Annotated in this window: 20 protein-coding genes, 1 tRNA gene and 1 other RNA gene; 19 read left to right on the top strand and 3 right to left on the bottom strand. The window is 70.5% G+C overall.

Annotation, left to right across the window (positions count from 1 at the left end):
• Nucleotides 1–16: 16 nt before the first annotated feature.
• Complete coding sequence (locus tag OR600_RS08640) at nt 17–580, bottom strand: hypothetical protein (protein ID WP_135978409.1); 564 nt, start codon at nt 578–580, stop codon at nt 17–19.
• A gap of 494 nt (nt 581–1074) precedes the next feature.
• On the opposite strand from OR600_RS08640, the gene OR600_RS08635 reads away from it, so the two are divergent.
• From OR600_RS08635 to OR600_RS08620, 4 genes are all read left to right on the top strand, one after another.
• On the top strand, nt 1075–2133 hold the full coding sequence (locus OR600_RS08635; RefSeq protein WP_135978410.1) for an ABC transporter substrate-binding protein: 1059 nt from the start codon (nt 1075–1077) through the stop codon (nt 2131–2133).
• 69 nt (nt 2134–2202) lie between these two features.
• A complete protein-coding gene (locus OR600_RS08630) occupies nt 2203–3159 on the top strand; it encodes an ABC transporter permease (protein WP_251164161.1) in 957 nt (318 codons plus the stop codon).
• Nucleotide 3160: 1 nt separating this feature from the next.
• On the top strand, nt 3161–3967 hold the full coding sequence (locus OR600_RS08625; protein ID WP_265591009.1) for an ABC transporter ATP-binding protein: 807 nt from the start codon (nt 3161–3163) through the stop codon (nt 3965–3967).
• A gap of 301 nt (nt 3968–4268) precedes the next feature.
• On the top strand, nt 4269–8939 hold the full coding sequence (locus tag OR600_RS08620) for a hypothetical protein (protein ID WP_265591008.1): 4671 nt from the start codon (nt 4269–4271) through the stop codon (nt 8937–8939).
• Nucleotides 8940–9184: 245 nt separating this feature from the next.
• Here OR600_RS08620 and OR600_RS08615 read toward each other — a convergent pair whose 3' ends face one another.
• The gene (locus OR600_RS08615) at nt 9185–9874 is read right to left on the bottom strand and encodes a DedA family protein (RefSeq protein WP_204407946.1); all 690 of its coding nucleotides are present in this window, start codon (nt 9872–9874) and stop codon (nt 9185–9187) included.
• Nucleotides 9875–9940: 66 nt separating this feature from the next.
• Nucleotides 9941–10036: signal recognition particle sRNA small type (gene ffs / locus OR600_RS08610), an RNA gene on the bottom strand.
• An 84-nt stretch (nt 10037–10120) separates the two neighbouring features.
• On the opposite strand from ffs, the gene OR600_RS08605 reads away from it, so the two are divergent.
• From OR600_RS08605 to glgB, 15 genes are all read left to right on the top strand, one after another.
• Nucleotides 10121–10732, top strand: a complete 612-nt coding sequence (locus OR600_RS08605; protein ID WP_251173681.1) for a sugar O-acetyltransferase — start codon at nt 10121–10123, stop codon at nt 10730–10732.
• Nucleotides 10733–10839: 107 nt separating this feature from the next.
• Nucleotides 10840–11532 (top strand): iron-sulfur cluster assembly scaffold protein, encoded by a 693-nt coding sequence (locus tag OR600_RS08600; protein ID WP_265591007.1) that lies wholly within the window; start codon nt 10840–10842, stop codon nt 11530–11532.
• A 20-nt stretch (nt 11533–11552) separates the two neighbouring features.
• Nucleotides 11553–12587 carry a GGGtGRT protein gene (locus OR600_RS08595; RefSeq protein WP_135978416.1) on the top strand — a complete coding sequence of 345 codons (1035 nt, stop codon included), beginning with the start codon at nt 11553–11555 and terminating at the stop codon, nt 12585–12587.
• Nucleotides 12588–13128: 541 nt separating this feature from the next.
• Nucleotides 13129–15525 (top strand): DNA polymerase III subunit gamma/tau, encoded by a 2397-nt coding sequence (dnaX, locus tag OR600_RS08590; protein WP_265591006.1) that lies wholly within the window; start codon nt 13129–13131, stop codon nt 15523–15525.
• Between the two features lie 191 nt (nt 15526–15716).
• Nucleotides 15717–16100, top strand: a complete 384-nt coding sequence (locus OR600_RS08585; protein ID WP_135978418.1) for a YbaB/EbfC family nucleoid-associated protein — start codon at nt 15717–15719, stop codon at nt 16098–16100.
• A gap of 34 nt (nt 16101–16134) precedes the next feature.
• Nucleotides 16135–16755 (top strand): recombination mediator RecR, encoded by a 621-nt coding sequence (recR, locus tag OR600_RS08580; protein ID WP_135978481.1) that lies wholly within the window; start codon nt 16135–16137, stop codon nt 16753–16755.
• Between the two features lie 330 nt (nt 16756–17085).
• A complete protein-coding gene (locus OR600_RS08575) occupies nt 17086–17235 on the top strand; it encodes a hypothetical protein (RefSeq protein ID WP_168354062.1) in 150 nt (49 codons plus the stop codon).
• 38 nt (nt 17236–17273) lie between these two features.
• Nucleotides 17274–18038, top strand: a complete 765-nt coding sequence (locus OR600_RS08570; RefSeq protein ID WP_135978419.1) for an ABC transporter ATP-binding protein — start codon at nt 17274–17276, stop codon at nt 18036–18038.
• Nucleotides 18028–20235, top strand: coding sequence for an FtsX-like permease family protein (locus OR600_RS08565; protein ID WP_265591005.1), 2208 nt, complete (start codon nt 18028–18030; stop codon nt 20233–20235). Before OR600_RS08570 ends, OR600_RS08565 begins: the two co-directional genes overlap by 11 nt.
• Nucleotides 20236–20420: 185 nt before the next feature.
• Nucleotides 20421–21344 carry a hypothetical protein gene (locus OR600_RS08560; protein ID WP_135978421.1) on the top strand — a complete coding sequence of 308 codons (924 nt, stop codon included), beginning with the start codon at nt 20421–20423 and terminating at the stop codon, nt 21342–21344.
• Nucleotides 21345–21488: 144 nt separating this feature from the next.
• Nucleotides 21489–21565: transfer RNA gene (locus OR600_RS08555), tRNA-Asp, on the top strand.
• Nucleotides 21566–21724: 159 nt separating this feature from the next.
• Nucleotides 21725–22444 (top strand): HAD family hydrolase, encoded by a 720-nt coding sequence (locus OR600_RS08550; protein ID WP_204407979.1) that lies wholly within the window; start codon nt 21725–21727, stop codon nt 22442–22444.
• Complete coding sequence (locus tag OR600_RS08545) at nt 22420–23316, top strand: HhH-GPD family protein (RefSeq protein ID WP_204407980.1); 897 nt, start codon at nt 22420–22422, stop codon at nt 23314–23316. The genes OR600_RS08550 and OR600_RS08545 overlap by 25 nt, the downstream gene beginning before the upstream one ends.
• A gap of 90 nt (nt 23317–23406) precedes the next feature.
• The gene (rbr, locus tag OR600_RS08540; protein WP_135978423.1) at nt 23407–23955 is read left to right on the top strand and encodes a rubrerythrin; all 549 of its coding nucleotides are present in this window, start codon (nt 23407–23409) and stop codon (nt 23953–23955) included.
• A gap of 513 nt (nt 23956–24468) precedes the next feature.
• A complete protein-coding gene (glgB, locus tag OR600_RS08535) occupies nt 24469–26739 on the top strand; it encodes a 1,4-alpha-glucan branching protein GlgB (RefSeq protein ID WP_135978424.1) in 2271 nt (756 codons plus the stop codon).
• Nucleotides 26740–26746: the final 7 nt, after the last annotated feature.

Raw genomic sequence — 26746 nt, 5'->3', positions numbered from 1 at the left:
AGGGACGCCCCGGCCGTCAGCGCCCCTCGGAGGCGCCGCGGGACTCGACGAGGGCCAGGCAGGCGTGGAAGCGCTGGAGCGACAGGGCGCGGCGCGGGACGAGGGCCAGGGAGCCGTCGCGGAAGCGCACCACGATCATGGAGTCGGAGTGCTTGACGTCCTTGACCTCGGCCAGCGGCATCACCTCGGCGTCGCGGTCGGCGCGGGCCACCTCGATGCGGTCGGGCCAGACGTCCACGGTGACGCGGCGGGCGTCCTCGGGCAGCGCCACGGCGTTCCAGCCCTGGGCCGCCACGCGGCGAGCTACGGCGTCGCCCCAGCGGCCCGCCACCACGAGGAGCACGGCGCACGCGACGGCGCCGGCCACGGCGACGGCCGGGTTGGCGTCGGGCACGAGGAGGCAGAACGCCACGAGTGCCACGAGGCACACGGCGCAGGCGATGTAGGCGGGGTTGGTGGCGCCGCCGGGCACGAGGAGGCTCGTGGCCTCCTGGGTCATGAGGCTGGTGAGCTCGTAGCTCGCGTGGAACGCGGGCTTCTCGGCGGGTGCCTCGGGGCGTTTGGGCTTGGAGTGGGGCATGGGTGGGTCCGTTTCGGGGGGTGGTCGGGTGCGTGTGACGACAAGATTCTAGCCAACTGCGACCCGGGGACCCAGCCGGGTTTCAACTCGGTAAAGCGGGACCGCGCCCGTTGACAGGCGCGCCAGGCCGGGTCTAGAGTCCTTCTCAACCGAATACCGGTACCCCAAACCGACGAAGCGGAAGTAAAACCGCCCCAAGCGCCTACAGAGAGCCCGTGCAGCTGAGATGCGGGTGGTGGCAGGACGGCACAATGGACCCGCCGAGGGCGCGGAGAAGCGCAGCAGCGTGGAAGCCGCGACGGGAGCTCCCGTTACAGAGCAGGGCGTGGACGCGCCCGCAAAGAGGACGGAGACCTCCTCCGTCAATCAAGGTGGCACCGCAGGTGTTTCGACGTCGAGACGCTTGTCCTTGAGTCAGACCAAGACCGGGGGCGAGCGCTTTTTCATGGCCGCCCCACGGGTCCGGCGCCACCGGGCCCAGAAAGGAGCGAGCGATGAACCCGACGACCCCCGACCCCAAGCGCCTCCCCAGGAACGGCTTCCCCAAGAACGGCCTCCGCGGCGGCCTGATCTGCGCGCTCGTGCTCTGCCTCGCGCTGGGCATGGCGCTCTCCGGCTGTGGCCCGGCCACCTCGGCCCAGGACGAGGCCGGCTCCACCGGCGACAAGAGCGACCCCGTCAAGGTCTGTTTCGTCGAGGTCGTGGAGAACGACGCTTTCGTCACCATGATGAACGGCTTCAAGGACGAGATGGCGGCCCAGGGCTACGACAACGTCACCTACGACGTCCAGAACGCCCAGGGAGACACCTCCACCCTCAACCAGATCGCCGCCCAGCTCAAGTCCTCCGACTACGACGTCATCGTGCCCATCGCCACGCCGGCCGCCCAGGCCTGCGCCAACGCGGGCATCGCCACGCCCATGGTCTTCATGAGCGTCACCGACCCGGTGGCCGCCGGCCTCATGGCCGACCTCGACAAGCCCGACAAGGGCATCACCGGCACCTCCAACACCTCCGACGTCAAGGCCATCTTCGAGTTCGCCGGCAAGCTCGACCCTGCGGCCCTCTCCGGCAAGGTGGGCATCCTCTACTGCTCCGGCGAGAAGAACGCCGAGGTCACGGCCAAGGCCGCCGAGGAGTACCTCAAGGGCCGCGGCATCGAGGTCGAGGTCCGCACCGTCACCAACAGCTCCGAGGTCCAGCAGACCGGCGCCGCCCTCGCCTCCGACGTGACGGCCATCTACGTGCCCGTGGACTCCGTGGTCCAGAGCTCCATGACCGCCCTCACCGAGGCCGCCACCAAGGCCGGCGTGCCCGTCCTCGGCACCGACCCCGTCATGGTCCAGTCCGGCGCCCTCGAGTCGGTCTCCTGCTCCAACACCACCCTCGGCGCCAAGTCCGCCGACATGGCCATCAAGGCCCTCACCGGCACCCCCGTCGCCGACATGCCCGTGGAGGTGCTCGCCTCCGACGACTACGCCGTCAACGGCACCACCGCCAAGGCGCTCGGCGTGGCGGTATCCGACTCCGGCGACTACCGCGTCATCGACTAGCTGCGCCCCGCACCCCCGGCGCCCCGTCCCTCCGGCGGGGCGCCCGCGTCTCCCCAGGAGGATCTCCCCATGACCCTGCAGGTTCTCTTCGACGCCCTCATGCTCGGCTTCGAGTACTCGTTGCTCGCCGTGGGCGTCTACGTGACCTTCCGCGTCCTCGACATGGCCGACCTCACGGTCGACGGCTCCTTCGGCCTCGGCATGGCCTGCTCGGCCGTGCTCACCGTGGCCGGGCACCCCTACCTGGGCCTCGCCGTGGGCTGCGCGGCCGGCGCCCTGGCCGGCTGCGTGACCGGCCTCCTCGTCACCAAGGCGCGGATCAACCCGCTGCTCGCCGGCATCATCACCATGACGGGTCTCTACTCCGTGAACATCTACGTGCTCGGCGCGCCCAACGTGAGCCTGCTGTCCACCGTGCGGTGCTTCGACCCCGTCGTCTCCGCCCTCGGCGGCGCCGCCACCGTGGACGTCGTGAAGATGGGCTTCGTGGTGCTCGTGGTGGCCGTGGCCGTGGCGGCCCTCGCCGGGTTCTTCCGCACCGAGGCCGGCCTCGCCATGCGGGCCGTGGGCGACAACGAGGCCATGAGCCGCGCGAGCTCCATCAACACCAGCGCGTTCAAGGTGGGCGGCCTGGCCCTCGGCAACGCCATGGTGGGCCTCACCGGCGCGCTGCTGGCCCAGTACCAGGGCTTCGCCGACCTCTCCAGCGGCACCGGCATGGTCATGGTGGGCCTCGCCTCCGTCATCATCGGCGAGGTCTTCGGCGGCCGCCGGTCGGTCACCCGCGGCCTCATGTGCGCCGTGGCGGGGTCGGTGGCCTACCGCCTCATCATCCAGCTCGCGCTGTCGGTGAACCTCATCGACGCCAACGCGCTCAAGCTCGTCTCGGCTGTCATCGTGGGCGCCTTCATGGCCGTCCCCTCGGTGAGGGCCGCCCTGGGCGAGCGCTCCGTACGCATCAAGGCCAAGGGCGCCATGGAGCGGCTGCTCGCCGAGGACGCCCAGGCCCTCAAGGGAGGCGAGTGACATGGCCATGCTCGAGGTCCGTGGCGTCGAGAAGACCTTCAGCCCCGGCATCAACGTCGCCCATCGGGCACTGGACGGGGTGGACCTGTCCATGGGGGCCGGCGAGTTCGCCTGCGTGGTGGGGTCCAACGGCGCCGGCAAGTCCACGCTGTTCAACGTCATCGCCGGCTCGGTGACCCCGGACGCCGGGCTCGTGTCCATCGACGGCAGGAACGTGACGTTCGACCCCGACTACCGCCGCGCCCGCGTGCTGTCCCGCGTGTTCCAGGACCCGCTCATGGGCACCGCCCCCAGCCTCACCGTGGCCGAGAACGTGGCGCTGGCCCTGGGCCGCTCCGAGCGCGGGGGCGCCCTCAGGCCGGCCATGCGCCGCGAGAAGCGCGAGCTCATCGCCGAGCGCCTGCGCGACCTGGGCTTTGGCCTGGAGGACCGCATGGACGTGCCCGTGGGCTCGCTCTCCGGCGGCCAGCGCCAGGCCGTGACGCTGCTCATGGCCACCATCGGCAACCCGTGCCTGCTGCTGCTCGACGAGCATACCGCCGCCCTCGACCCGGCGGCCACCGAGCGCGTGCTCGAGCTCACCGACCGCATCGTGGCCGATCAGAAGGTGGCCACCCTCATGGTCACCCACGACCTCGGCGACGCCCTGGCCCACGGCACCCGCACCCTCGTGATGCACGACGGCCGCATCGTCGCCGACGTCTCGGGGGAGGAGCGCGCCTCCATGGATGTGGCCGACCTCCTCGAGCTCTTCCGCTCCACGGCCGGCACGGACCTCGCCGACGACAAGGTGCTGCTCAAGGCCTGACACGCCCCTGCACCCCTCCCGCACCCGTCGCCCTTCTCCGCACCTGAACGCGTCCGAGGGCGGCCCTCTCGGTACCTGAACGCCTCTGGGGGCGGATTTCGCACGCCTGAACGCATCTGAGGGCGGATTCGGCGCCGATACGGCAACCGGACCCGCCCTCAGCCGCGTTCAGGTGCCGGGCTCCCAGCACGGAATAAAAATGGGGACTCTGCGCTATACTATTTCAGATGAATTTGGATAATGCCCACCGGACTCCCCGTACCGGTGGCCGCAAGCCAAGGTTCTCGGGAAGAGGCACACCATGAGACGCACCTTCAAACGCACCGACCCTCCCTCCGGCACCGCCCTGCCCGCACGGCCGCTCCGCCTGATCGCGACGGCGGCCCTGGCGGTCCTCGTCGCCGTGTCGCCGGTCGCCACCGTCGCGGCCCGCGCCGCCGGACTCGCCGACGTCGTGCCCGTGACGGCCACCCGCGCCAACCAGGAAGACGTCCAGCTCTTCATCAAGGCCGGCGCCGCCACGCCCGTCGACGGGTTGGCCAACACCTACAGCTTCCCCGACCTCAAGGTCACCACCGAGCCCGCCGACGCCAAGTTCCAGAGCATCACGGTGCAGTTCACCACGGGCATCACCGCCGCCGACGAGATCTACTTCAACTCGGCCCACCAGCAGAACAACAACGAGGCGCTGCCTGCGGGCTTCGTCCGCTATAACGGCAACAAGCACGGCAACCGCTCCATCAACTACACGCAGGCCGGCGGCGCCACCGCCGAGCAGTGGCAGGAGTTCCTCTCCCGCTACCTCACCGTCCAGCTGGCGGACAACACCAACACCAAGGGCCTCCGCATCGTGGCCAGCCTGGCGCCGGTGAGCACAACCCGCGACTACAACTCGCTCAACGGCCACTACTACGAGGTGGGTCGCGACAGCACCGGCTGGTCCACCGCCCTCCGCCGTGCCGAGGAGCACACCTATATGGGCATGCAGGGCTACCTGGTGACGGTCACGAGCCAGGCCGAGCAGGACTTCGTCTTCTCGCTGGTGCACACCGACACCTGGATCGGCGGCACCACCGACGACGCCTACACGCGGCGTACGGGCGACTGGGCGCAGAACTACCGCACGGGCAACGCCGGCGTCCCCACCCGATGGGCCGACAGCCGGACGTTCAACGGCGCCGGCGTGGTGAGCGCCTACTACTGGGTCTCGGGACCCGAGGCCGGCCTCAAGATGGGCGACGCCTCCACGGGGCAGCGCTGGTACCCGGCCACCAACCCCGAGACCGGTGAGCAGATGTTCATGCTCTGGGCCTCCAGCCAGCCCGACCAGTCCGCCGGCAACGAGAAGTACATGCAGCTGGCGGTCGACTTCGGCAACTCCGCGCGCGACGGCCGCTGGAACGACCTGCCCGACAGCACCTACCCGCTGCCCTACATCATCGAGTACGGCGACATGCCGGGCGACAAGGAGGCGGGCGACGGCGAGGGTGGTGCCGACGCCACCGTGGACGTCTACGTGAAGGTCGACATCGTGGTCGACCCCACGGGCCGCACCATCACCACCGAGGCCGACGACGTGACCGTGGGCGACCCCCTCAGGGTCCAGGAGAACGTCAATGGCGACACCGACGTCAAGACGCACCACATGGATGCGAACAACCAGGAGGCCGGCGTCACACCCGCCGCCGTCACCCGCGTCTACCAGGTGCGCGACGCCTCCGCACCCGGCGGCTGGCGCGACCTGCGTCCCGACGAGGCCAACGCCGAGGGTGAGCCCTTCCATGCCGGCACCTACCGCGTGACCTCCTCGGGTGTCTACAGCGTGGACGCCTCCGGGGCCACCATCCAGGACTACGTCCCCGGCACGGCCACCTTCACCATCCGGCCCAAGGCCGTCGACGCCACGGCCCCGGTCGACCCGGACGGCCCCGGCGGCTTCGAGGCCCAGGACCCGGAGACGGGCGAGACAGTCGAGGTGTCCGCCCGCCGCTGGACCAAGGTCTATGACGGCTCGCCCTACCTCGAGGGCGGCCGCGTCTCCGTTGCGGACGGCACGGTCCCCGGCGCCTCCGTCTGGCTCGAGTTCGACGCGGCCGAGCTCTCCTCGGCCGACGCCGGCTCCCGCGACCTCGTCCTCCACGGGGCGCGCCTGGCGGGCGCCGACGCCGCCGACTACCGCCTGCCCGGCCTGAGCGACGCCGGCGACCTCACGGTGAGGGGCACCGTGACGCCGCGCCCGCTCACCGTGTCCAGCCGCTGGTTCTCCGACCCCGCCGCGAGCCCTGCGACCTGGGTGCGCGACGTGGCGCTCGTCGACCCCGACGCCCCCGATACCGAGCCTGCCCACACCGACGCTGCCGCCTTCGACGCCGCCTCCGTCACCGGGACCGCCGCCGACGGCGCCGGGCACACCTGGCCCGTGGCGTGGCCCGCCAACATGCTCGCACCGGGCGACACCCTGGAAGACGAGCTCGGCGGCGTCTCCTTCAGCCCCCGCACGTCCGGCGGCCTGGCCCTCAGCCACGCCCGCCCGCAGATTGGCACCTATGAGCTCGCGTTCTCCTTCGACAGGCTCCGGCGCGGCGATGGCGGCACGCTCGTGACCCCGAGCGGCAACTACTCCGTGACCCTCGTGCCCGCGCCTCTGCGGGTGACCGACCGTCGCACCGTGGTGGTCACCGACGGCCACCCCGTCTCCGTCACCGAACCCGTGAAGCCGGCCGACCCGTCCCCTGACCCTGTGACGCCCGAGGATGTCGAGCGCCTCGTGTGGGAGACCTTCGGCCCCGACGGCCCGGCACCCACCGGTGGCATGGTGCCGCCGCTGCCCGACGGCGTCGAGCCCGTGACGGTCATCAAGAAGGGCGGCGTGCCCGTCGAGGAGATCGACCCCACCAAGCCCGGCGAGTACACCGTCGAGGTCACCTACCCCAACCCCGACGGCACCGACTACGTCGTCGAGGTCACCTACGTCGTGACGCCCGACCCCGAGCCGTCCGGCGACCCCGGGGCCTTCACCGTGACCACGCGCCTCGAGGGTGCCACCCAGGGCGCCACCGTCACGCCCACGACCGCCTACGCCCCCGGCGCCGACGGCCGGGTGACCTGGGCGCCGGGCCCCGACTGCTACGTCGCCTCCGTGGAGCTGGACGGCCGGGCCGTCGACCCGGCGTCGACCTCCCTGGACCTCGCGTCCCTCTCGGCCGACCACACGGTGGTGGTCACCCTGGCCAGGAACCCCGTCATCGCGGGCTCGTCCTCCTCGGGCTTCTACACTGTGACCGTCAACACCTACGGGGCGGGTGCCGAGACGAGCCCCTCCCAGGTGCTCGAGCCCGGCGGGGACGGCCTGGTCTTTTGGGCCGCGGCCGAGGGCTACCGCGTCTCCGCCGTCTGGGTGGACGGCGTCCCGCTGGACGAGGCGGCCGTCGCGAGGGGCTCCATGGCCTTCGCGTCCATCTCGGGCAACCATGTGGTGGACGTCTACACCGAGCGCGCCGACGGAGCCCCGTCGCTCCGGGCGGATGACCTGCGTGTGACCACCCGGATCGAGGGCGGCCCCGGCAGCATCACCGGGGGCGCCACGGTGGGTGTCGGCGGCTCCTACCATGTGGCCTGGGAGCCGGTGGTCCAGACGACGCCCGACGTGGACGCCGCCGACTACGCCGTCTACGAGGTCTCGGGCGTCGCGGTCAACGGCCTCCCCGCCGCCGGCCCCTCCGACCGCGAGATCGGCCTGGACAACATCCGCGAGGACAAGGAGGTCGTGGTCTCCCTGTCGCCGGTGGTCTACCGGGTGTCCGTGCAGTCCTTCGGCCCGGGCACGGCCGCGCCTTCGCGCACCGTGTTCAAGGGACAGGGCTACCGCGACGTCTTCGGCACGCCGGACGCCGGCTCCCGCATCACCTACATCGAGGTGGACGGCACGGTGTACTACGACGAGCGCGACGCCGCCGCAGGGTCGCTCGTGCAGGCCTCGCGTTTCGAGGGCGCCGGCGTGTTCCGGCAGGTGCGTGCCATGACGCCGGTCTTCCCCGACCCCTCCCTGGACCCCCGTGAGGCCGGCGCCGCCGGGATGGCCCTCGACTTCTCGGGCATCGCCGAGGACCACGTGGTGAAGGTCTACTTCGCCAAGGAGGGCGAGGACCCCGTGAACCCCGACTCCCTCGCCGCCGACGGCCTCGTCCAGGTGGTCCCCGGCGTGGAGGGCGGTCCCGGCACCGTAGTGGTAGGCGACCCCGAGGACCCGTCGACCCCCGGCAACGGCATCGTCGACCCCACGAGGGACGTGGCCGTGACCTGGGACGTCCCCGATGGCTACGTGCCCGTCAAGGTCGTGGTGGGCGACCGCGAGTTCCCCGTGGACCCCGAGACGGGGTCTGCGATCATCCCGGCCGGCACGCTCCGGGACGGCGACAGGGTCACGTTGGTGGTGGAGAGGCGCGCCCCCGGCGACGACGAGGTGCCGTCCCGCACGGCTCCCGGGGAGGCGCCCGAGCAGCTGCGCGTGGAGACGTCGCTCTCCGGCGGCATAGGCTCCATCACGGCGGGCGCGCTGGTGGACCGCCACGGCTCTTACACCGTGGAGTGGAGCGCTGCCGCGGGCTACCGCGTGGCCAAGGTGGTCATCGACGGTGTGGAGCGCCCCGACCTCCTGGAGGCCGGCAGGTGGACCTTCGAGGACGTGGGCGAGCACCACTCCGTCGAGGTGTTCCTCGAGAAGGTGCCCGACCCCGTAGACCCGCCCCGTGACGAGAACGGCGGCACCTCGACGCCCGGCGCCCCGGACGCCCCTGCCGCGCCGCTGCCCGACACCGGCGGCTCCTCCGAGCCCGCCGCCTCCGGCGACGTGCGCCCGGTCTCGGTGCTGCCCGCCACGGGCGATGCGGCGACCCCGTTGCCCGCGCTCACCGCGGCCGCGGTGCTCGTCGCGGGGACGGCCCTCTCCCTCGTGCGTCGCTGGCGGGGGTAGGGGGGACTTCCCACCTGAACGCGATTGAGGGCGGGTTCGGCTGCCGTATCGGCGCCGGGCCCGCCCTCAATCGTATTCAGGTGCGCGAAATCCGCCCCCAGGTGTGTTCAGGTGCCAGGAGGGCCGCCCCCAACCGCGTTCAGGTGCGGAGAAAGGTGCGGTGGAGGGGGGGGGGGGGGGGGGGGGCCGCCCGTCCCGGGGTTGGGTCCCGTCCGTCCGCGGAGGGCCACCCGTCCGTGGCCCGCCTACTCGCCGTCCCGGTCCTCCTCGGCCAGCCGCCGCTCCTCGCGGTGGGCGAGCCGCGCCTTCACCAGGCCGGCCACGGCGGGGATGGCCGAGATGAGCACGATGCCCACCACCACAAGCTCGAAGTGCTCCTGCACCGCGGGAATCTGCCCGAAGAAGTAGCCCAGCAGGGTGAAGAGCGACGACCACACGATGCCGCCGAGCACGTTGAAGCCAAAGAAGTGGTGCCACTTCATGCCACCCACGCCAGCCAGGAACGGCACGAACGTGCGGATGAAGGGGAAGAAGCGCCCCAGGAAGATGGAGACGCCGCCCCACTTGTCCATGAAGGCCTCGGACTGCGCCACGCGCTCGGGCGTGAGGGCCTTGATGCGACCGCTGTCGATGATGCGCCGGCCCAGGAAGTGGCCGATGAAGAAGTTGCACTGGTCGCCGAGGATGGCGGCGGCCCACACGAACAGGAGCAGCTCCCAGATGGGCAGCACCTGGCCGGCCTCGCCGTGACAGAGCACGCCGGCGGCAAACAGCAGGGAGTCGCCGGGCAGGAACGGCATGAAGACCACGCCGGTCTCGATGAACACCACCAGGAAGATGAAGCCCACGGCCACCATGGGACCCTGGGCGATCCAGCCCTGGATGGCCGCCATGGGGTCCTGCAGCAGGCCGGCGATGAATGCGATGAAGTCCATGGCGCTCCTCGGGTGAATCGGTACGGAAGCGCCCCTCGGGCCGCACGGCTCGAGGGGCGCGCTGCGTGCCAGGCGGGAACGGGCGCCCACCAGAGGCCCCTTATGGCTGCTACCTCCCGGTCCTGACCAGGTTCGGGACATGGTGTCGCCCGCCCCTGCCGGACACGCATGGCCCATAGTATAGCGGTGCGGGGCCCGTGCCGGCCCCGACCGCCGCGACCGCCGTTTCTACAGATAGGAAGCGTCATGGACGCCGCCCCCGCCACCCACGCCGAGCGCATGGCCGCCGGCCTCTGGTACGACGCCAACTTCGACCCCGAGCTCCTCGAGGCCCGTCGCCGGGCGGCCTCGGCCTGCCGCGCCTTCAACGCCTGCGACCCGGCGGACGCCGAGGAGTGCGACCGGCTGATGCGCGCCGTGCTCGGCTCGGTGGGCGCGGCCGTCGAGGTGCTCGCCCCGCTCACCGTGGACTACGGGTCCAATGTGACCCTCGGCGACGGGTGCTTCGTCAATCACGGCGCCTACTTCATGGACGGCGCGCCCGTAACGCTGGGGAGCCACGTCTTCGTGGGCCCCGACTGCGGCTTCTACACCGCCTGCCACCCGCTGGTGCCCGAGGAGCGCAACGCGGGCTGGGAGCGGGCCCTTCCCATCACGGTGGGCGACGACGTGTGGATCGGCGCCAAGGTGTGCCTGCTGCCCGGCGTGACCGTGGGCGCCGGCTCCGTGGTGGGCGCTGGCTCGGTGGTCACCCGCGACGTGCCGCCCGGGGTCGTGGCCGCGGGCAACCCGTGCCGGCCGGTCCGCGCCGTCACCGACGCCGACCGTGTGCTTTCCGGTGGCGTTCCGCGCGACTGAGGCCTTGCGGCCCCCGCCGGCGCTCCTCGCGTTTAAAATGGGGAGAGTCGTCGAGCGGGGGACCCGCCGCGTCACCCGTTCCAATGAGAGAAAGAGAGAGGAGCGGCATGATTTACTCGACAGAAGTGGAGGCCATGTGCCCTGTGGCCAAGGGCGCCTACCACGGCCCGGCACCCATCCCCGAGGAGGGCAAGTGGGTCCAGGCCAAGGAGATCTCCGACATCTCCGGCCTCACCCACGGTGTGGGCTGGTGCGCGCCGCAGCAGGGCGCCTGCAAGCTCACGCTCAACGTCAAGGACGGCATCATCGAGGAGGCCCTCGTCGAGACCATCGGCTGCTCGGGCATGACCCATAGCGCCGCCATGGCCTCAGAGATCCTGCCCGGCAAGACCATCCTCGAGGCCCTCAACACCGACCTCGTGTGCGACGCCATCAACACCTCCATGCGCGAGCTGTTCCTGCAGATCGTCTACGGCCGCACCCAGACGGCCTTCTCCGAGGGCGGCCTGCCTATCGGCGCCGCCATGGACGACCTCGGCAAGGGCCTGCGCTCCCAGGTGGGCACCATGTACGGCACCAAGGCCAAGGGCGCGCGCTACCTCGAGCTCGCCCAGGGCTACGTCACCAGGCAGGCGCTCAACGACAAGGACGAGATCGTCGGCTTCGAGTTCATCAACCTCGGCGTGCTCGCCGACGCCCTGAAGGACGGCCTCGACGCCGCGGCCGCCGTCGAGAAGGCCACCGGACGCTACGGCCAGTGGGACAACCCCGCCAAGGTCATCGACCCCCGTCACGAGTAGGAAAGGAGCTGAAGTCACCCATGGCAGTTACGTTCGAAGGCTACGAGCGCCGCATCGACAAGATCAACGAGACCCTCGCCGAGTACGGTATCTCCTCCCTGGAGGAGGCCCAGAAGATCTGCGAGGACCACGGCATCGACCCGCGCGCCATCGTCCTGGGCGTCCAGTCCATCGCGTTCGAGAACGCCGTCTGGGCCTACACGGCAGGCTGCGCCATCGCCCTCAAGAAGGCCGAGAGGGGCGAGGTCAAGACCGCCTCTGACGCCGCCGCCGCCATCGGCGTGGGCCTGCAGTCCTTCTGCGTGCCCGGGTCCGTGGCCGACGACCGCAAGGTGGGCCTGGGCCACGGCAACCTCGGCGCCATGCTCCTCGGCGAGGACACCGAGTGCTTCGCCTTCGTGGCCGGCCACGAGTCGTTCGCCGCGGCCGAGGGCGCCATCGGTATCGCCAACAACGCCAACAAGGCCCGCAAGACCCCGCTGCGCGTGATCCTCAACGGCCTTGGCAAGGACGCCGCCCAGATCATCGCCCGTATCAACGGCTTCACCTACGTCAAGACGTCGTTCGACTACTACACCGGCGAGCTCACCGTCGTGGAGAAGATTCCCTACTCCGACGGCCCCCGTGCCGCGGTGAACTGCTACGGCGCCGACGACGTGCGCGAGGGCGTGGCCATCATGTGGAACGAGAACGTGGACATCTCCATCACGGGCAACTCCACCAACCCCACGCGCTTCCAGCACCCGGTGGCCGGCACCTACAAGAAGGAGCGCCTGGAGAACGGCAAGAAGTACTTCTCCGTGGCCTCCGGCGGCGGCACCGGCCGCACGCTGCACCCCGACAACATGGCCGCCGGCCCCGCCTCCTACGGCATGACCGACACCATGGGCCGTATGCACTCCGACGCCCAGTTCGCCGGCTCCAGCTCCGTCCCGGCCCACGTGGACATGATGGGGCTCATCGGCATGGGCAACAACCCCATGGTCGGTGCCACCGTCGCGTGCGCCGTGGCCGTGGAGGAGGCCATCACCGACGCCATCGAGAAGGGCCTGTAGCCCTCACCGGCGCCACCCGGCATCGCCCCGCCCCGCAGGGCCCCGACCGCACCGCGCGGCCGGGGCCCTGTCCCGTGTCCCACCACCCGGACACTTTTGTCCCACTTTTGGCGAGCTCGCGGCCTCGGTGAGCGGCTTGGTGGCCTTCGGTGAGCGGATTTCTACTCACCGAAGGGTCCCTGTCCGCTCACCGAACGCCCCCACCCCCGCCCTCCGTCGCCCGCCCGCCAAAACCTACCGTTCGCCGGAAGGGTCCCCCGTTTTTCCGCGACCGGGAATGAGGGCCCGCCCTCGCGGTATAAGGACGACAACGGCGCGCCTCGCCCCCTCTTCTCCTTGGCCACTTGGCTGTGGGGCCCGGCACCCCGCCCCCTGCCAGACGCATCCCTCTTGGCGGGCGCGCCATCGTCCTCACCCGCGGTCGTGCTCTCTCCCTCTCTCGGACGACCGCCGAACGGCGCCCCAACCCGGGGCGCCGTTTCTCTTGCCGCCGTCTCGGTCGCGTACAATGGACAACCCGAGCCGGGACGGGAGGAAAGCCATGGAGTCTCTGTACCGCAAGTACCGCCCGCAGACCTTCGACGACGTCGTGGGTCAAAAGACCGTGGTGTCCACCCTCGAGCGGGGTGTCCAGAGCGGCGGCCTCGGCCACGCGTACCTCTTCTGTGGTCCCCGCGGCACCGGCAAGACCACCCTGGCGCGCATCCTCGCCAAGGCTGTGGCCTGCGACCAGGGGGCTGGCCACCTGCCCGACGGTACGTGCGACCAGTGCGTGGCCATCGCCGAGGGTCGCCACCCCGACGTCCACGAGCTCGACGCCGCCTCCCGCACGGGCGTGGACGCCATCCGCGAGGAGATCGTCAACCGCGTGGACTTTGCCCCCACGGTGGCGCGTCAGAAGGTCTATATCGTGGACGAGGTCCACATGCTCACCACGGCGGCCTTCAACGCGCTGCTCAAGACCCTCGAGGAGCCCCCGGCCCACGTGGTCTTCGTGCTCTGCACCACCGACCCGCAGAAGATCCCGGCCACCATCCTGTCGCGCGTGCAGCGCTTCGACTTCCGCTCCATCGACGACGCCGACATCCGCGAGCGCCTGGAGTACGTCTGCCGCGAGGAGGGCTTCTCGGCCGAGCCGGAGGCCATCGACATCGTGGCGCGCCACGCCCGCGGCGGCATGCGCGACGCCCTCTCCACGCTCGAGCAGCTCTCCGTGTTCGGCGACGGGTCGATCACCGCGGCCGACGCCCGCGACCTCTTGGGCGTGGCCGACTTCGCCGCCCTCGACGCCGCCGTGGCGGCCCTGGCCTCCCGCGACGCCGCGGCCCTGCTCGGCCTGGTGGCCGAGCAGACGTCTGCAGGCAACGACCTCCTCCGCTTCTGCGACGGTCTCGTGGGGCGCCTGCGCGACCTCTACGTGGCCGCCGTCGCCGGTCCGGTGGAGTCGCTCCTGGGCGGCACCGAGGGGGAGCGTGCCGCCCTGGTGGCCCAGGCGCGGACCCTGGGGCCCGCCGAGAGGATCTCGCGCTGCCTGGACTGCCTGGGCTCCACGGCGCTCTCCATGCGCACGGCCCGCAGCCCGCGCCTCACCCTGGAGGTGGCGGTCTCGCGCCTCGTGCGGCCGGAGACCGACATGACGGTGGAGGCCCTGGCCGAGCGCGTGGCCGTGCTCGAGCGCGCGCTGGCCGGCGGAGCCGGTGCGGCGCCGGCCCTCAGGGCGGGGGATGGGCGGTCCCAGGCGCCGGCGGCTGCCGAGAGGAACGCGGCGCCGCAACGGGCGGCCGCGCCCCAGATTGCGCCCGCCGCCGAGCGGGAGGCCCGGCCGGCCTCGGCCACCGCTGCCGCCCGGCTTGCCGCCGCCGTCCCGCCGCGGCAGCCGCAGGCCCAGGCCCCGCAGCCCGCGGCCCAGGCGGCGGCCAAGCCCGCATTGGCCTCCGCGCCAACGCCGGCGCCCAAGCCCACCCCGCAGCCGACGCCGGCGCCACCCGCTTCCGCGCCGACGCCAGCGCCGGCGCCCAAGCCCGCGACCCAGGCGGCCCCCGCGCCGTCGGCGACGCCGACCCCCGGCGACCCGCGCCTCGGCGCGGCCTGGGACACCGCACTCTCCTTGCTCCGCCAGACGAGCGCCCCCACGCACGCCCTCCTCATGAACGCCCGCCCCCTGAGCGACGACGGCCACACGCTGGTCATCGAGTCGCCCCAGGCCGGCTTCGTCCAGGGCCTCCTCGGCCGCCCCGACGTCTCGCAGGCCGTCTCCCAGGCCCTCTCGCAGACCATGGGCCAGCGCACCGTCGAGGTCCGTGCCGCCGGTGCGCCCGTCGGACCGGCGCAGGGGTCTCCCGCCACGGCGGCTCCCGCCCCTGCCTCCCGTCCCGCCCCACAGCCCTCGTCCCGCCCGACGTCCCCCCAGGTCGCACCGGCCCCCCAGGCGTCGGCCCCCGCCCGCCCGGCCACGCCCCAGTCCGCACCGCAGGCGCCCTCCTCGGCGTCGGCCCCCGGTGCGGCCGTGCCACCGTGGGAGGAGGCCTCTGCGGCCACGGCGACCGCTCCGGCGCCCCCCGAGTCCGACGACGACCGGGTCCCCCTCGAGGCCTACGGCATGGCCCCGACCGCCGGCGCCACCGAGCAGCCCGCCGGACCGGCCGGGCAACCCGCCCCGGCGTCGGCCCCCATGCCCGCGCCCAAGCCTGCGGCGGCCGCGGCCGTCCAGCAGCCGGCCCCTGCCCCCAGGCCCCCCGCGTCCTCCCCGCAGCCGACGCCCCCGGGCCTCGCTGACCCCTTCGTCGAGGCCGCCTCGCGGGCCGCCGCCCGGCCCCAAGCCGTGGACCCCTCCACGCTGCCGCCCGACCAGGCCTCGGCGTTCGAGCTGGCCTCCTCGGTCTTCGGCGAGGGCGTGCGGGTGCTCCCGGTTGAGGGCGACGGCCCCTTCGGCGCCTGACCGGACCCCGGAGCATCGGCCCCGCCGTCCCCGGCCGCCCCGCACCCCCGCGTGGGACAAAAGTGTCCGACTGCTGGGACAAAAGTGTCCGACCGTTGGGACACGACCAGACAAATGACGCGCCGCGACCGCTACAGTTGTGACAGCACCGCCGGCCTCCGCCGGCGCACCCCCGACAGAAAGGTCAACCCATGGCTAAGAACCGCATGTCCCGCGGCGGGATGCCCCGCGGCAACATGGGCGGCGTGAACATGAACCAGCTCATGCAGCAGGCCAAGAAGATGCAGGAGCAGCTCGCCCAGGCCCAGGACAAGGCCAAGGAGCTCGAGGTCTCCGCCAGCGCCGGCGGCGGCATGGTCAAGGTGGTCGCCTCGGGCGACATGCAGCTCAAGTCCATCGCCATCGACCCCGAGGCCCTCGACCCCGACGACGTCGAGCTGCTCCAGGACATGATCCTGGCCGCCGTCAACGACGCCCTCAACTCCGCCTCCGAGGCGGCCAACAGCGAGGTGGCCTCCGCCACCGGCCTTGGCGGCATGGACCTGGGCGGCATGGGCATCCCCGGCCTGTTCTAGCCCCTTGTACGGCAGCGACCCCACGGGGACGCCCCTGGGCGCCCCCTCACCATCACCCGACGGCGACCGCCGTGCGCTCACGCGGCTCCTCGACGAGCTCGGACGCCTGCCCGGCATCGGCCCCAAGTCGGCCCAGCGCATCGCCTACCACCTGCTGTCGGTGGACGGCGAGGAGGCCCGGCGCCTCGCCCAGGCCGTCCTCGACGTCAAACGCCTCGTGCACTTCTGCCCCGTGTGCTTCTCGTACGCCACGGGCGACGTCTGCGACGTCTGCGCCGACCCCTCGCGCGACCGCTCCTCCATCTGTGTGGTGGCGGAGCCGCGCGATGTCTCGGCCATCGAGCGCACCGGCGTCTACCACGGCCTCTACCACGTGCTGGGCGGTGTCGTCTCGCCCATGGACAAGGTGGGTCCCGAGCAGCTCCACGTGCGCGAGCTCATGGCCCGGCTCTCCTCCGACGAGGTGGCCGAGGTGATCCTCGCCACCAACCCCGACGTGGAGGGCGAGACCACCGCCACCTACCTGGCTCGCACCATCCGCCCCCTGGGCGTCAAGGTGACGCGCCTGGCCTCGGGCCTGCCCGTGGGCGGCGAGCTGGAGTATGCCGACGAGGTCACCCTCGGCAGGGCCATCGAGGCCCGCCGCATGGCCTGACCCCCCCCACCCGTCGGCCCGCTGCTCCTCTTGGCACCTGAATGCGTCTGAGGGCGACCCTTTCCCCACCTGAACGCGTCTGAGGGCGGATCTCGCACCCTTGGGCGCCCTAGAGGGCGGGTTCCCGTGCAAACCGGCGCAGGGACCCGCCCTCAACCGTGTTCAGGTGCCGGGGCGGGTGCCGCTGGGGCTGCCGTCAGCCCCCCTGCGCCTCCGGCAGGCCCTCCCTTACGGCACTGTCACCCACCGTAAGCCCAATCGATGGCAGCCCCCGGGGCCCTCCTCCACCATGGGAGTCGTCAGAAACGCCGACCCGTGAGGAGGAGCACCATGATGAAGCGGGCCCTCGACACCTACTTCGAGAACAACCAGGCCGTGCTGGACGGTTCCATGTCAACCGTCGAGCTGGCGTGCTGGACGGCCCTCATGACCGTCGTGGGCGCCGTGATGATGGCCGCCCTCTGGGTGTTCTCCCGCTGACCCTCCCCACCGCACGATCCCTGGAGAAAGGAACCGCCATGTCCAACGTCCTCGAGGTCCGCGACCTGGTGAAGGTGTACGGGGGAGGCCTCGCCAGTGCCACCCGGGCCCTCGACGGGGTGAGCCTCACCGTCGCCAAGGGCGAGTCCGTGGCCATCATGGGCCCGTCCGGCTCCGGCAAGACCACCCTGCTCAACTGCATCGCCACCATCGACCGGCCCACCTCCGGCGAGGTGGTGGTGGACGGCACCGACGTCGCCCACATGCGCCAGCGCGCCCTGGCCGACTTCCGCCGCACCCAGCTGGGCTTCATCTTCCAGGACTCCAACCTCCTGGACACCCTCACCTGCCGCGAGAACATCGAGCTCCCGCTCACCATCGCCCGCCGCAAGCCGTCGTTCATCCGCGAGCGCACCGAGCAGGTGGCCACCTCCCTCAACGTCTCCGAGGTGCTCGACAAGTACCCCTACCAGGTGTCCGGCGGCCAGGCCCAGCGCATCGCCGCCTGCCGCGCCATCGTGGCCGACCCGGCCCTCGTGCTCGCCGACGAGCCCACGGGCGCCCTGGATTCCAAGAACTCCAAGGTGCTCCTCGAGTCGTTCGAGCGGCTCAACCGCGACTACGACACCACCATCCTCATGGTCACCCACGACGCCTACGCCGCCAGCTACTGCCACCGCGTGCTGTTCATCCGCGACGGCAGCCTCTTCACCGAGGTCCGCCGCGGAGACCGCGACCGCCAGGAGTTCTTCGCCGAGGTCAACCGCGTCATCTCGGTGATGGGGGGTGGCGATGCTCGTTAAGATCGCCCTCGGCAACGTCCGCCGTTCCCTGCGCGACTATGCCGTCTACTTCGTCACCATCGCCCTGGGCGTGGCGGTCTTCTACGCCTTCAACACCATCGGGGTCCAGGGGGAGTTCCTGTCCGGGTCGGCCAGCGAGACCCTGCTCTTCATTGCCGACCTGCTCCACGGCCTCACCTATGGCCTGGCGGTGGTCCTAGGGTTCCTCATGGTCTACGCCAACAACTTCCTCGTGCGTCGCCGCAAGGAGGAGTTCGGACTCTACCAGATCCTGGGCATGACCCGCGGCCAGGTGGGCCTCATCATGGCGGTGGAGACCCTGGTGGCCTCCGTGGCCGCCTTCCTGGTGGGGCTCGTGCTGGGGCTCTTCGCCTCGCAGCTCCTGGTCTTCGTCTCGGCGGCCTTGTTCAACGAGACGGTCAAGGAGTTCCGCTTCATCGTCTCCGGGGACGCCCTCGTCACCGTGGCCTCCTGCTTCGCCGTCACCTTCGTGGTCATGCTCCTGTTCAACCTGCGCACCATCTCGCGCCTGCGCCTGGTGGAGCTCGTGCGGGGCGGCAGGGCCAACGAGTCGGTGCGCCTCAGGCGCCCGGTGCTTTCCGCCGTGGCCCTGGTGGTGTCCGTGGCCCTCATCGTCTGGGCCTACCAGCGCCTGCTCACCATGGGCTTCCCCGTGATGCTGGGGAGCACGACGGGCGAGGACGGCCAGGCCAACCTGCAGTTCGCCATCACCACGGCCATGGTCACGGCCGGCACGTTCCTGCTGTTCTGGGCGCTGCCCACGGTGCTGGTCAAGGGGGCCGAGAGCCTCAGGCACTTCTACCTGCGCGACCTCCACATGTTCACCGTGCGTCAGGTGGCGAGCCGCATCAACTCCAGCTCGGCCGCCATGGGGGTCACGGCCATGGTGCTCTTCCTCGCCGTCACCTCGGTGACCACGGGTATGGCCCTGGCCACCTCCCTCAACGACTCGCTCCTGCGCTGCAGCCCCTACACCGCGTCGGTGAACGCCTTCTACTTCGATTCCGGCAACATCCAGGCGTACTCCTCCGAGGGCAACGGCCAGGCCTTCGCCGAGGCCACCGCCCCCGTGGACATGGCCGAGAACTACCGGCGCCTGGGCATCGACTTCGACCGGTTCGGGGTCCGCACGGCCCAGGTGAACACCTACGACCAGCACGTCCCCGGGGCGCCCGAGGGTGGCACGTCCCTGGCCGACGTCGCCAAGGCCACCGGCACCATGGGCTTCTGGAAGGAGTACAACCTCGCGGACGTCGCGGCCGACACCTACCCTGTCCTGGAGCCCCTTTCCAGCTACAACGCCTCCCGACAGCTCCTGGGCATGGAGCCGGTGTCCCTCGACGAGGGGTCCATGATCGTGACCACCGACAGCCCCTCCACCTTCGGTCGCTTCTGGGACCAGGTGGCCGCCTCGGCCCTGCCCGTCTCCGTGGCCGGCCGCGACCTCACCGTCCAGGAGGTGGTGACCGACGAGAGCGCCGCCCTGTTCGACTCCGGCGTCTCCCAGAACATCGGCACCCTCGTGGTCCCCGACGACATGGTGGTCGGCCTGGCCCCTGCCACGTCCTTCCTGCAGTTCATGGCCCCCGACGACCAGGTGGGGGCCTTCGACGAGTACTTCGACGAGAACTCCCTCCCCGCCTCGGCCCTGCTCGCCCGCGGCGAGTCCGACGCCGATGTGGAGCGGGCCAACTGGCTCATGGACGACGGCCGCGCTGTGGGCACCTTCACCTACTCCAGCACCTTCGCCTACCAGCGGGAGAGCTCGGGCAGCCTCACGGGCCTCGTGGGCTATATGGCGGTCTACATCGGTTTCGTGCTTGTGATGTCGGTGGCCGCGGTGCTCGCCATCCAGATGCTCTCCGGAGTGGCCGACTCGGCCGGGCGCTACCGTCTCCTCAACGAGCTGGGGTGCCCCCGGGGCCTCCAGAACCGCTCCCTGCTCAGCCAGGTGCTCTTCTACTTCCTGCTGCCCCTGGCCGTGGGCGTGGCCCACTCGGCGGTGGCCCTCACCAAGGTGGGCGAGATCGTCTCCTTGGTCACCCCCTTCGACATCGTGGGGGCCACGGCGGCCGGCGCCCTGGTGTTCGTGGTGGTCTACGGCGGCTACATGGCGGTGTGCTGGGCGCTTTCCGCCGGTACCGTGCACCGCACCGTGAGCGAGGCGCGCCGCTAGCCCTCGTGGTCGCCGCCTCGGCCGAACGGGCCCCTCTCCGTGGAGTTGCTGCGGAGAGGGGCCCGTTTTCATGTTCGTGGATGCCGAGACCGGTGACGGGCGGGTATCCGGGGTTGCCAAACCGTCTAAGATGCTGGGGTAACCATTGCCGAGGCACGGGCACGGGCCCGCACATCGAGGAGACCATGGCGAACAACCCCTACAGCGACGGGTCGTCCCGTACGCCAAGACACGCCAAGCACGCCGCAAGGCCCGGGAAGTCGTCGGAGCCGCGTCGCTTCGGCGCCCGGAGGCAGCAGGAGGAGGCCCCCGTACCCCGCGCCGCGGTCGGTCCCGTGGACGTGCCCCCCGTCTCCGGCCCCGAGGACGTCGTCACCGTGCCCGACGGCGCCCCCCGCCCCATCGGCGTGGACCCCTCCGAGACCGGGGCCTTCTCCACCCTCGCCTCGGGCCAGGGCGCCGTGCTCCACGACCGTGGCTCGGCCTCCGAGGCCGCCTCGGCGGCCCGCGAGAACTTCCGTCGCGGCGGGTCGGCGCGCCTGAACCGGGGCAAGCGCCCCCACGTGGCCTCCCGTCATGGCGGCGCCCACGTGAGCCGGCCGGTGGCCATCGGCTTGGGCGTGGCGGCAGCCTGCGTGGTGGTCGTGCTCGCCGTGGTGGTCATCGGCGCGCTGCACACCGTGCCCACGTCCCTCGACGGCGACGCGGGCCAGACCCCCGCCCGCGTGGAGCAGACCCAGGACGACCAGGGCCAGGGCATCGAGTACGCCGGCTACACCTACGGCGTGCGCCAGGACGACGACGGCGCGGGCTACTCCTTCGTGCGCACCCAGGGCGCCGACGGCGACCCTCAGGTGCTGTTCCGGCTCCAGGGCACGCCGGTGACCGTGGTGCTCTACAACGGCGGCTTTCTCATCCCCGAGAACCTCGGCGGGTCGTGGAACGTGGTCTCGTGGGTCATGGGCGACGGCTCCGTGGAGTCGGTGCTCGCCCACGACGACGGCACCCCGGTGGAGGGGAGTGGCACCGTCTCGTCCGCCAAGCTGGACGGCTCCAACCTGGTTCTCTCCTTCGACAACGACGTGACCGAGACCGTGTCGCTGGGGTAGGCGCCCCTGTCCCATCACCCGGACACTTTTGTCCCAATGGTCGGGCACTTCTGTCCCAAATGCCGCCGTCGGGAAAAAAGTTCCGATTCACGCTTGCATCGCCAGCAGCAGTCGTGCAATACTAACGCTCGCGCCAAGGCGCACGGGGTGTTAGCTCAGCTGGTTAGAGCGCCGGCCTGTCACGTCGGAGGTCGAGGGTTCAAGTCCCTTACATCCCGCCACGTTGGACCTGCAGGGCCGGAGGTTTTCCTCCGGTCCTTTTTCTTGCGAACGCCGCCGCATCGGCCTTTTCGCGCTTTTCTTCCCCCTGCCCCTGATAGGCCCTATGCTGTTGGGGTATCTGCACCGCAATGGGAACGTTTTCAAGGAGAGTCCGGCCAGTGGCCAGTGTTGACGACAGCGGCACCAGTCGACGGGGTGAGGCCGTCGCGCCCAAGGCGCGCTTGGCCGTCTTCGACTACGACGGCACCATCATCTCGGCCCAGTCGGGCACCCAGTTCACCAAGTACCTGCTGCTCAACGGCTACATCAGCCCGCTCTCGGCCCTCAAGGTGATACTCTGGGGCGCCCGCTACACCCTGCATCTCCCGCACGACCAGGCGGCCGTGCGCGGCTACCTGGTGAACGACCTCGACCGCCTCACCAGGGCCCAGATCCTGGAGATCATGGGCCGCTTCCACGACGACGTCCTCACGCGTTTCTACCGCCCCGCCGCCCTCGAGCAGGTGCGTGCCTGCCGAGAGGACGGGTGCGTGTGCGTGCTGGTCTCGGCCACCTTCCACGGCATCGCCCAGGCCGCCGCGCGCCATATCGGCATGGACGCGTTCCTCGCCACCCGCATGGCCGTGAACGGGGAAGGCCACATGACCGGCGCCGTGGACGGCGAGGTGGTGGAGGGTGCGGGCAAGTGCCGCGCCGTGACCCGCTGGGCCGACGGGCGCTTCGGCCCGGACAACTGGGTGGTGGAGTACGCCTTCGGCGACCACCATTCCGACGAGGAGATGCTCTCCCTCGCCCGGCACCCCTACGCCGTGGACCCCGGCCGCTCCCTGCGCTCGGTGGCCAAGCGCCGCGGATGGCCGGTGCTACTGTGGGAGTGACCGGCGCCGACGACCGGCAGCCCCCCTCGATGGACTCGTTCCGCCGCCGTGTGCTCGCCGAGGGGCGCCTCCACTGGCGCGACCTGCCCTGGCGTCGCACCCGCGACCCCTACGGGGTGTGGGTGAGCGAGGTCATGCTCCAGCAGACCCAGGTGTCGCGGGTGGACGGGCGCTGGCAGCGCTGGCTCGCGCGCTTTCCCGACCCGGCGTCCCTGGCCGCCGCCGAGACGGCCGACGTCCTCTCCGAGTGGCAGGGGCTGGGCTACAACCGCCGCGCCCTGGCCCTCCAGCGGGCGGCGTCCGAGATCTGCGGGCGCTGGGGCGGCCGGGTGCCCCGGGACGCGGCCGACCTCGTCTCGCTGCCCGGCATCGGTCCCGCCACGGCGGCTGGGATCCGCGCCTTCGCCTTCGACCTCCCCGGGGTCTACCTCGAGACCAACGTAAGGGCGGTCTTTCTCCACGAGTTCTTTCCCGACGGCGAGAAGGTCCCCGACCGGGTGCTCGTCCCCCTGGTGGAGGAGGCCTGTCCGGAGGTGGGGGCCCGCGGCTGGTACTACGCCCTCCTCGACTACGGGGCCCATCTCAAGAGGACCGTGCCCAACCCCTCCCGGCGGTCGGCCGCCCATGGGCGCCAGTCGGCCTTCGAAGGCTCCCGGCGGCAGAAGCGCGCCGCCCTGGTGCGCCTGCTTCTGGAGGCGCGGGAGGTAGGGGCCGGCGGCCTCGCCCTGGAAGACGCCGTGGCCTCCCTGGGGGAGCAGGAGGCGGCCAAGGGGCGCCCGGAGCCGGCCGCCGGGTTGGTGGAGGAGCTTCTGGAGGAGCTTGCGGCCGAGGGGTTCTGTCGCCGTGGGGACGGAATGTGGAGTTGTCGATAGAGCCGTCCCCGTCGGCGCGGTTGGGTATCCTAGCCTCTGAAAGTTGGGCAAACGCCCGCATCACAGGCCGTCACATCCAAGGAGGACAGGATGCCTACCATCGACTTCAATGAGTCCCAGACCAAGAAGAACCTGGAGATCGCCTTCGCCGGCGAGTCCCAGGCCGCGATGAAGTACAGCTACTACGCCAAGCAGGCCGCCAAGGACGGGTACGTCCAGATCGGCGACATCTTCTCCGAGACCTCCGGCAACGAGTCCATCCACGCCAAGCTCTGGTTCAAGTACCTTCACGGCGGTCACGTGCCCGACACCATGACCAACCTCAAGGACGCCGCCTCCGGCGAGAACTACGAGTGGACCGAGATGTACGCCGAGTTCGCCAAGGTCGCCAAGGAGGAGGGCTTCTCCGAGATCGCCGCCAAGTTCAAGCTCGTCGGCGACATCGAGAAGACCCACGAGGAGCGCTACAACAAGCTCGTCGACCGCATCGAGAACGGCGAGGTCTTCTCCCGCGGCGACACCACCGTGTGGCAGTGCCTCAAGTGCGGTTACCTGCACGTGGGCCCCACCGCCCCCGAGGTCTGCCCCGTCTGCGGCCACCCGCAGTCCTACTTCCAGCAGCGCGCCGTCAACTACTAAGGCGCCCGGCCCAAGGCCGCTCCCTGGATTCGAGCCCGGTCCCTCCTCGGAGGGGCCGGGCTTTTCTCGTCTTCCGGCTCGCCCCGACCCCGGCCCGGTCCTTCCCATCGCCCCATCGCCCTTGGCGGGGGGGGGTGCCGACGCCCTTCCCGGGTCACTTTTTTATTCGGTACCTAACTAATCCCTTTGAAAAGGCAAGGGATATAGTGTGAAAAAATGTCTCCCATCCATGGTCAACCCCGATGGTCACCAACGGTTTATCGTCGGTTTCGCCCCGATGGACCCTATTTGCAAAGAAAAAGTAATACTGGGATGCACCAGCGGAAACAACGGTTTTTGGGGGGCATTTCGGCAAAAATCGCAGTGGGCGGCGCTGTTTTACTTGTATATGTGGGATGCACCGGGTATCGTAGGCTCACGTAATCGCAAAATACCCTGAAGAGCGTCGGGCAGCAGCCTGAACGGAGGGCCGGGTTCTGTGGGGCCGCGGCCGCAGAGAAGGGAGGGCGCTTCATGGGCGCCACCGAACACACCATCACCAAAGACGACCTTTACCTGCTGGCCAAGGGCGACTGGAACCGCAGCTGGGAGAAGATGGGTGCCCACAGGGCCACCGTCGACGGCCGGGACGGCTACACCTTCGCCGTGTGGGCCCCCGGCGTCCGCAAGGTCACCGTCATCGGCGAGTTCAACGAGTGGAACATCGAGGCCGACCCCCTGACCGAGACCCCTAACGGCGGCGTGTGGCAGGGCTTCGTCCCCGGCGCCGCCGAGGGCCAGCTGTACAAGTTCTACATCCTGTGCGACGACGGCTCCGAGCAGTACAAGGCCGACCCCTACGCCTTCTGGAGCGAGTGCCCCCCGGGAACCGCCTCCCGCCTCGCCGACCTCTCCGGCCACGTGTGGAAGGACGGCCTGTGGATGGGCCGCCGCGGCCGTACGGACCACTTCAAGCGCCCCCTCAACATCTACGAGGTGCACCTGGGCTCCTGGAGGCGCCACGACGACGGCCTCGACGGCCTCGGCACCGGTGAGGGCGGCGGCTCCTACCTCACCTACGACGAGCTCTCCGAGGAGCTCGTGAGCTACGTGGCCGACATGGGCTACACCCACATCGAGCTCATGCCCGTCATGGAGCACCCCTTCGACGGCTCCTGGGGCTACCAGACCACCGGCTACTACGCCCCCACCGCCCGCTACGGCGACCCCTGCGCCTTCATGAACTTCGTGGACAGGTGCCACCAGGCCAACATCGGCGTCATCCTCGACTGGGTGCCCGGCGGCTTCTGCCGCGACATCCAGGGCCTCGTGCACTTCAACGGCCACAAGCTCTACGAGAAGGAGGAGCACCCCAACTGGGGCACCTACAAGTTCGACTACGCCCGCGGCGAGGTGCGCACCTTCCTGACCTCCAACGCCCTGTTCTGGCTCGAGGCCTACCACGCCGACGGCATCCGCATGGACGGCGTGACCTCCATGCTGTACCTGAACTTCGGCGTCGACGACCCCTCCCAGAAGAAGTTCAACGAGAAGGGCACCGAGGAGGACCTCGTCGCCATCGACTTCGTGCGCCACGTCAACGAGACCGTGGGCAAGTACCACCCCGACGCCATGATGATGGCCGAGGAGTCCACCGCGTGGCCCCTCGTGACCCGTCCCGCCGAGGTGGGTGGCCTGGGCTTCCACTACAAGTGGGACATGGGCTGGATGAACGACACCCTCAACTACTGCAAGACCGACTTCCCGTACCGCCCCGGCAACCACAACCTGCTCACGTTCTCGATGATGTACGCCTACTCCGAGAACTACGTCCTGCCGCTGTCACACGACGAGGTCGTGCACGGCAAGGCGTCCCTCATCCAGCGCCAACCCGGTGACTGGTGGCGCCAGTTCGCCGGCCTGCGCAACCTCGCCTTCTACCAGATGACCCACCCCGGCGCCAAGCTCAACTTCATGGGCAACGAGATCGCCCAGTTCATCGAGTGGCGCTACTACGAGGGCATCCAGTGGTTCCTCACCGACGAGTACGACACCCACCGCAAGTTCCAGCACTTCGTCCGCGAGCTCAACCGCTTCTTCCGCGACAACAAGGGCCTCTGGCAGCACAACTACGACGAGGGCGGCTTCGAGTGGATCGACGCCGACAACAGCGAGCAGTCCATCGTCTCCTACGTGCGCCACGGCGACCGCCCCGTGGACGACCGCGTGGTGGTCATCAACTTCGACCCGGCCACCCACGAGGAGTTCCGCCTCGGCGTGCCGCGCGAGGGCAACTACGTGGAGGTCTTCAACACCGACGCCGTGGAGTTCGGCGGCTCCGGCGTGATCAACGAGGGCACCCTCGTCTCCACGCCCACGGCCACCGACCGCTGCGAGGACTCCATCGTCCTGCGCGTGCCGCCCCTGGCCGGCGTGGTGCTCAAGCGCACCGGCAAGTCGTCCTACGTTGCCCCCAAGCCCAAGGCGGCGCCTAGGAAGGCCGCTCCCAAGAAGGTCGCGCCCGCCAAGAAGGCTCCGGCCAAGAAGGCGCCCGCCAAGGCCGCGGCGGAGAAGCCCGCCGCCTCCAAGCCGGCCGTGAAGAAGGACGGGGCCCCCAAGCCCGCGCCCAAGGCCGCCGCGCCCAAGGCCGAGGCCGCCAAGAAGGCCGAGCCCGTCGCCTCCGTCGCCGAGGCCCGCGTGAAGAAGGCCGCAGCCTCCGCCGCCAAGGCCGCCCCCGCCGCCAAGAAGGCTCCAGTCAAGAAAACGGCCGCCAAGAAGCCGTCCAAGCGCTCCACCAAGCGCTAGGGGACAG

Origin of the sequence: Granulimonas faecalis (assembly GCF_022834715.1) — a bacterium.
Lineage (GTDB): Bacteria > Actinomycetota > Coriobacteriia > Coriobacteriales > Atopobiaceae > Granulimonas > Granulimonas faecalis.
Note: the sequence above shows the minus strand (reverse complement) of the source record. Positions and strands in the feature narration are given on the sequence as shown.